Origin of the sequence: Shewanella sp. BJSY2023SW005, assembly GCF_047314585.1 — a bacterium.
In the GTDB taxonomy this organism is placed as follows: Bacteria; Pseudomonadota; Gammaproteobacteria; order Enterobacterales; family Shewanellaceae; genus Shewanella; species Shewanella algae.
The window spans coordinates 357,717-364,131 of sequence record NZ_JBKORJ010000020.1 but is presented as its reverse complement, the minus strand read 5'-3'; the positions used below and the strand labels follow the sequence as shown (position 1 = coordinate 364,131).

Below are 6,415 nucleotides of genomic sequence, written 5' to 3'. Positions count from 1 at the left end.
AAGTGGCCTATGCTACCTGACAATATTGAAGCTCGCTTACTGACAAAGACGATAAAAGGTAAGTCGGTTTCCATTTTGACCTCATTAACAGACCCATTGCGTTATCCGGGGGCAGAGATAGCGGATTTATATGCCCATCGATGGGAGATAGAAGTGGGCTATCGGGAGATGAAGCAGCATCTTCTGGAGAGTCGCTTTACGTTACGCAGTCAATTGCCAGAGCTGGTTATCCAAGAATTGTGGGGGGTACTATTGGCCTATAACCTCATCAGATACAAGATGGTGTTGATGGCTAAGAGCTTACCGTCGTTACATCCGAACCAATTAAGCTTTAGAGATGCATCGAGTTATATCATTTTTAAACTGACTCAGCTGTCATCTCAAATGCCTGGGAATGTTCCGAGAGAGGTCTTGGATATAGTGCGTAACGCGAGGCAGTTCAAGCTTGATGGGAAACGGGATAGAGCCTATCCACGTGCGTTAAAAATGAGTAAAAACAAGTATCCCATTAAGCCTAAGAAAAATGCCGTTCACACTAAGTGAACGGCATTACCCTGAAGCGCGTTTTTTGGATAAGAGTTCGTTAGAAGTTGGCGCTTCTTGGGGCGCGAGGGAAGGGGATCACATCGCGGATGTTGGAAACACCGGTAACATAAGACACCAGACGCTCGAAGCCCAGACCGAAACCTGAGTGAGGCACAGTGCCATAACGGCGCAGATCTCTATACCACCAGTAATCTTCCTTGTTGAGGTTCATCTCGGCCAGGCGCATATCCAGTACATCCAGGCGCTCTTCACGCTGTGAACCACCGATAATTTCACCTATACCGGGGGCCAATACGTCCATCGCCGCCACTGTCTTGCCATCTTCGTTGAGACGCATATAGAAGGCCTTGATATCTTTTGGATAGTTCTTCACTACCACAGGAGCCTTGAAGTGCTCTTCGGCCAGATAACGCTCATGCTCGGATTGCAGATCTATGCCCCACTCGACATCGTACTCAAACTGCTTACCGCAGTTTTTGAGGATCTCAACGGCATCTGTGTAATCCACCTGGGCAAAGTCACTGCTGACAAAGTTCTCCAGACGCTCAATCACGCCTTTATCGACGCGCTGGGCAAAGAACTGCAGGTCGTCCATCCGCTCTTCCAGCACCGCCTTGAAGGCGTACTTGAGCATGGCTTCGGCCAGACCGGCAATGTCGTTCAGATCGGCAAAGGCCACTTCCGGCTCAACCATCCAGAACTCAGCCAGATGACGGCTGGTGTTGGAGTTTTCGGCGCGGAAAGTAGGGCCAAAGGTGTAAATCTTTGACAGGGCACAGGCGTAGGTTTCGCCGTTGAGTTGGCCGGATACGGTCAGAAACGCCTCTTTGCCGAAGAAGTCTTCGTCATAGTTCACCTTGCCATCGGCAGTGCGTGGCAGGTTTTCCATGTCCAGCGTCGATACCCGGAACATTTCACCGGCGCCTTCACAGTCTGAGGCGGTGATCAGTGGGGTAGAGACCCAGATAAAGCCATTTTCGTGATAGAAACGGTGAATCGCCTGTGACAGGCAGTTACGTACCCGGGCAACTGCACCAATGATGTTGGTACGTGGACGCAGATGCGCCAGTTCCCTCAGGTGTTCAACCGAGTGACGCTTGGCGGCCATAGGGTAGGTATCAGGATCTTCAACCCAGCCAGTGACTTCCACTTGGGTCACTTGCAGTTCAAAGTCCTGGCCTGAGCCTGGGCTTTCAACCACTTCACCTGTGACAATCACGGAGCAGCCGGCAGTGAGCTTCAGCACTTCGTCATTGTAATTGGGTAAGCTATTTGGCACCACGCCCTGGATAGGATCGAAACAGGAACCATCATAGACGGCAAGAAACGAGATGCCGGCCTTGGAATCACGACGGGTTCTAACCCAGCCACGTACAGTGACCTGTGAACCGACCGCATGCTCACCTTTAAATACAGATGCGACAGATGCAATGCTCATTATTGCTTAGTTCTCCAATGAAACGTTTTATGCTTCAACTCGGCCCCGAAAATAGTTCGAGAGCAGAAATCAGGCAAATCCCTGACTATATTGATGACACAGGAAAAAATTTGGAGGTTTATATTACCTTGCTGGTGGCTTTTCTCAAGCTGAAAAAGGTATTCTGGGGGTAATATCCCCCTTCAGACGGAAGGAGTTCGGATGAAGAAGGTGAAAATCTTTCAATATCTGTTGGCAAGCCTATCGATTATAGGCTGGTCACTGGCAATTTATGCCCTGCTGGTATTCGATAAGGCGAGGCCGGACAGGGCCGTAGGCTACTTCTTCAGCAAAGGGGCGCCGGTGCGTTTGTACTGGGACCCTCAGCAAACCATGCTATTGGAATACATCATCTGGGCTTGCGCCGCCATCAGTTTCCTCAGTCTGGCTTTTAACTGGTATGTGGCCCATCACAGCCGTTTGGGTTACTGGTTCAATATTCCACTGTTGCTGCTCTCATCCACCGCCGCCGGCTTGTATCTGCGTTTCTTTATCTAAGCCTTCATGTTGTGTTGTCAGCGCAGTTGTCGACAGAGCATATCGATAATCGCCGCTGTGGCGCCCCAGATAAAGTGCCTGCGATAGGGAATAAAGGTGACTGGATAGAAATGACCGCGGCGCTCGAACATTGCCGTGTGACGATTTTCCTCTTCGAGTAAAAACGCCAGCGGCACCCGAAACAGCTCCTGCACTTCGGCCGGGTCAATTTTGGCCTCAAAGGGTGACTTTACCCAGCCAAGTACAGGGGTGATCTCAAAGCCGGTAAAGGTGGGATGATTGGGAAGCTGACCTATGATTTCGACATTGTCCGGTGCCAAACCTATCTCTTCTTCGGCCTCTCTGAGGGCTGTCATGATGAGGTTCTGATCTTCGGCTTCCGGTTTGCCGCCGGGAAAGCTCACCTGGCCGGGATGAGCCTTGAGATGCTTCGGCCTCTGGGTCAGGATAAGCTCCGGTCCCTGCACACCCGGCTCCAGTGCGATAAGTACTGCGGCGGCCCTGAGTTTGGCCGGGGTCAAAGGACTCGAATGGTATCGACTCAGGGCTCTGAGTTGAAAACGGGTTAACAGCTCGTCTTTATCCATAGCGTCCTTGAAGTCGATTGAAGTAATCAATAACCCAAGCCATTATTGCCCTGTCTTCGCAAAGAACTATCAACCAGCTTGAATAACAAGTATCAGGCTAAGCTAGTCTTGCTCCGGGGCTAATAGCGGCAGTATTCGACTCACTTTATCATAGGTTTCCTGGTATTCGGCATCCACGTCCGAGTCGGCCACTATGCCGCCGCCGGCCCAGCAATAGAGCTGCCCGGAATCGGCAACCAGGGTTCGAATGGTGATGCTGCTGTCCATTTTACCATCCTGGCTCAGATACCCGATGGCGCCGCAGTAGAGTGAGCGGCGACTGGGTTCCAGCTCTTCGATAATTTCCATGGCGCGGATCTTGGGCGCGCCTGTGATAGAGCCGCCGGGGAAGGCGGCCCGCAGCAAGTCTGTGGCCTGATAACCCGGTGCCAGTTCGGCGGTTACTGTGCTGACCAGATGGTGCACCGCCGGAAAGCTTTCTATGGCAAATAGATGCGGCACGGCCACACTGCCGGGGCTGGCAACCTTACCAATATCGTTGCGCAGCAAGTCCACTATCATCAGGTTTTCGGCTCTGTCTTTTTCCGACCCAGCCAGCTGTTTGGCAAGTTCCCTGTCTTGCTGTTCATCGGCACTTCGGGGCAGGGTGCCCTTGATGGGCTTGGTTTCAATATGGCGATTGGAATCCAGGGCAATAAAACGCTCGGGTGAGATGGACAGGATGCAGTTGTGCTCCAGGCGGATAAAGGCAGAAAAGGGCGCGCCGTTGGCTTGTCTGAGCTTACGATAGGCTTGCCACTCATCACCCTGATAGTCGGCCTGGAATCTTTGGGTCAGATTGATCTGATAACAATCGCCGCTGTGAAGATATTGCTGCACTTGGGCAAACTTGTCGCCATATTGCTCGCGGCTGAGCTGCGAGCGCCACTCACCGCTGAGTCGGAACGCTTTCTGGTCGAGGTGCTTATTGGGGCTGTTTGTGACTTTGGACGTCAGCCACGACAGGGTTGCTGTCAGCGCCTTTTCGCCGCGGTAGTGCACCAATTGCCAGCACTCTAATTGCTTATCGCGAATAAGGGCCCAGTCATAAAGACCGACATTCATCTCCGGCAGAGCGATATCGGCTGCGGCCAGTTTTGGCAGTTTTTCCAGTCTGCGGCCAAGATCGTAGCTGAAGGCGCCCACCGCGCCGCCGCTGAAAGGCAGATTGACCTGCATGGCATTGGGAAAATACTGTTGCAGCAGTTGTTGCAGCAAGGCAAAAGGATCGTCACTTGAGCATCGTACGCCGCTCGCCTCAGAGATTTGGGTGGTTTCAGCCATGGTCACCAGTCTGGCTATTGGCTCGGCAACTATGATGTCGTATCTGGCGTCATTGTGCTGGGCATCGGCCGAATCCAGCAGCATGGCCCAAGGCTCACCGCTGAAGTGGGAAAACAGCTCTAAGGTTGAGAGTTGCCAGTCAAGAACGCGAATGGCGGGAGGGCAAATAGCCTGCTGGTACATCGAACGACCCTATCTGAAAATGTGATGTAGCCCAAAAAGGAACGAAAGAGTATCATAACGGCCACAAAAAACTAATAAAACCACCCCTGGCCCTTGGTGAAAACGCGTTGTATCACGGCTTTGCTGTCGTTTTGAGCATTTTTGTGTCGCAAAACCGACAAGCGGAGCCTGAAATTCAAGGCTTTGGCTTGAATCTCTGTTGAGCGTTGATCCTGAGCTGAAGGGGCGGATCCTTAGGCTAATGGAGCGCCAAACATGTCTGTAATCAAGCAAGCTGACTTTATCGACAGCATCAGTGATGCCCTGCAATATATCTCCTATTACCATCCCAAAGATTTTATCGACGCCATGGCCGCCGCCTATGAGCGTGAGCAGAGCCAGGCTGCCAAGGATGCAATTGCCCAGATTTTGATCAACTCGCGTATGTCTGCCGAAGGACACAGACCCCTGTGTCAGGATACCGGCATTGTGACCTGTTATGTCTATCTGGGGATGGGCGTGCAGTGGGACAAGACTGATATGACAGTGCAGCAGATGGTGGATGAAGGCGTGCGCCGCGCTTATACCAATCCTGATAACCCGCTGCGTGCCTCAATAGTGGCCGACCCGGCCGGCAGTCGCAAGAATACCCGCGATAACACACCTTCCGTGGTGCATATTCAGATGGTTCCCGGCGATCATATCGAAGTGGCCATTGCCGCCAAGGGTGGCGGCAGTGAAAACAAGGCCAAGATGGTGATGCTCAATCCATCTGACGATATCGCCACCTGGGTTGAGAAGACACTGCCAACCATGGGCGCCGGCTGGTGTCCACCGGGTATGCTGGGAATAGGTATTGGCGGCACCGCCGAGAAAGCCGCAGTGCTTGCCAAGGAAGCCTTGATGGAGAGCGTGGATATTCACGAGTTGATGGAACGCGGCGCCGAAACCACGGAAGAGAAGCTGCGTTTGGATATCTTCGAGCGCGCCAACAACTTAGGCATTGGTGCCCAGGGCCTGGGCGGTTTGACTACTGTACTGGACGTTAAAATCAAAACAGCACCCACCCACGCCGCCTCCAAGCCTGTGGTGATGATCCCCAACTGCGCCGCTACCCGCCATGTGCATTTCCATCTTGATGGCAGCGGCCCAGCCGAGTTGACTCCGCCAAGCCTTGATGACTGGCCGGAAATCACCTGGGAAGTGGGTGAGAGCGTGCGCCGGGTTAATCTCGATACCGTTACCCAGGAAGAGATTGAAAGCTGGAACAGCGGCGATACTCTGCTGCTCTCGGGTAAGATGCTCACCGGCCGTGATGCGGCTCACAAACGGATCCAGAGCCTGATTGAAAGCGGTGAAGGCTTGCCTGAAGGAGTTGATTTCACTGGTAAATTCATCTATTACGTAGGTCCAGTCGACCCGGTAGGTGATGAAGTGGTTGGCCCGGCCGGCCCGACAACCGCTACCCGTATGGATAAGTTTACCGATCTTATGCTGGATAAGACGGGTCTGATGGGCATGATAGGCAAGGCAGAACGTGGTCCGGCCACAGTCGAATCTATCCGCAAGCACAAGGCGGTATATTTGATGGCCGTCGGCGGCGCAGCTTATCTGGTGTCCAAGGCGATTAAACAATCCCGTGTGGTGGCGTTTGAAGATCTCGGGATGGAAGCCATCTATGAGTTTGACGTCAAGGATATGCCTGTTACTGTAGCGGTTGACTCCAACGGGGTGAATGCGCACGAAACCGGCCCGGCGATCTGGAAGGTGAATATCCAGAACGCCAAGGCTTAAGCTGAACCTTGAGGGGCCTGTTGGCCCC

Annotated in this window: 6 protein-coding genes; 3 read left to right on the top strand and 3 right to left on the bottom strand. The window is 52.9% G+C overall.

All coding sequences use genetic code 11. From position 1 onward, the window contains the following. On the top strand, window positions 1-543 hold a 543-nt coding region (locus tag ACMHXI_RS06015), incomplete at its 5' end, for a transposase (protein WP_413734348.1). Window positions 544-583: 40 nt separating this feature from the next. Here ACMHXI_RS06015 and asnS read toward each other — a convergent pair. After that, window positions 584-1,984, bottom strand: coding sequence for an asparagine--tRNA ligase (gene asnS / locus ACMHXI_RS06010; RefSeq protein WP_025010304.1), 1,401 nt, complete (start codon window positions 1,982-1,984; stop codon window positions 584-586). 201 nt (window positions 1,985-2,185) lie between these two features. On the opposite strand from asnS, the gene ACMHXI_RS06005 reads away from it, so the two are divergent. Beyond that, window positions 2,186-2,521: a hypothetical protein gene (locus ACMHXI_RS06005; protein ID WP_025010305.1), complete on the top strand. Its 336-nt coding sequence runs from the start codon at window positions 2,186-2,188 to the stop codon at window positions 2,519-2,521. A gap of 17 nt (window positions 2,522-2,538) precedes the next feature. On the opposite strand, the gene ACMHXI_RS06000 is transcribed toward ACMHXI_RS06005, so the two are convergent. Both ACMHXI_RS06000 and pabB read right to left on the bottom strand, forming a co-directional pair. Beyond that, entirely contained in the window at window positions 2,539-3,108 is a 570-nt protein-coding gene (locus tag ACMHXI_RS06000) for a CoA pyrophosphatase (protein WP_093982792.1), read from the bottom strand. A gap of 102 nt (window positions 3,109-3,210) precedes the next feature. Next, on the bottom strand, window positions 3,211-4,614 hold the full coding sequence (gene pabB, locus ACMHXI_RS05995; RefSeq protein ID WP_101058745.1) for an aminodeoxychorismate synthase component 1: 1,404 nt from the start codon (window positions 4,612-4,614) through the stop codon (window positions 3,211-3,213). 255 nt (window positions 4,615-4,869) lie between these two features. Between pabB and ACMHXI_RS05990 the strand changes: the two genes are divergently transcribed. Next, entirely contained in the window at window positions 4,870-6,387 is a 1,518-nt protein-coding gene (locus tag ACMHXI_RS05990) for a fumarate hydratase (protein ID WP_101058746.1), read from the top strand. Window positions 6,388-6,415: the final 28 nt, after the last annotated feature.

Coding starts and splice junctions, on each gene's coding strand:
- pabB (WP_101058745.1), bottom strand. CDS start 4,614: ATGTACCAGCAGGCTATTTGCCCTCCCGCCATTCGCGTTCTTGACTGG.
- ACMHXI_RS06005 (WP_025010305.1), top strand. CDS start 2,186: ATGAAGAAGGTGAAAATCTTTCAATATCTGTTGGCAAGCCTATCGATT.
- ACMHXI_RS05990 (WP_101058746.1), top strand. CDS start 4,870: ATGTCTGTAATCAAGCAAGCTGACTTTATCGACAGCATCAGTGATGCC.
- asnS (WP_025010304.1), bottom strand. CDS start 1,984: ATGAGCATTGCATCTGTCGCATCTGTATTTAAAGGTGAGCATGCGGTC.
- ACMHXI_RS06000 (WP_093982792.1), bottom strand. CDS start 3,108: ATGGATAAAGACGAGCTGTTAACCCGTTTTCAACTCAGAGCCCTGAGT.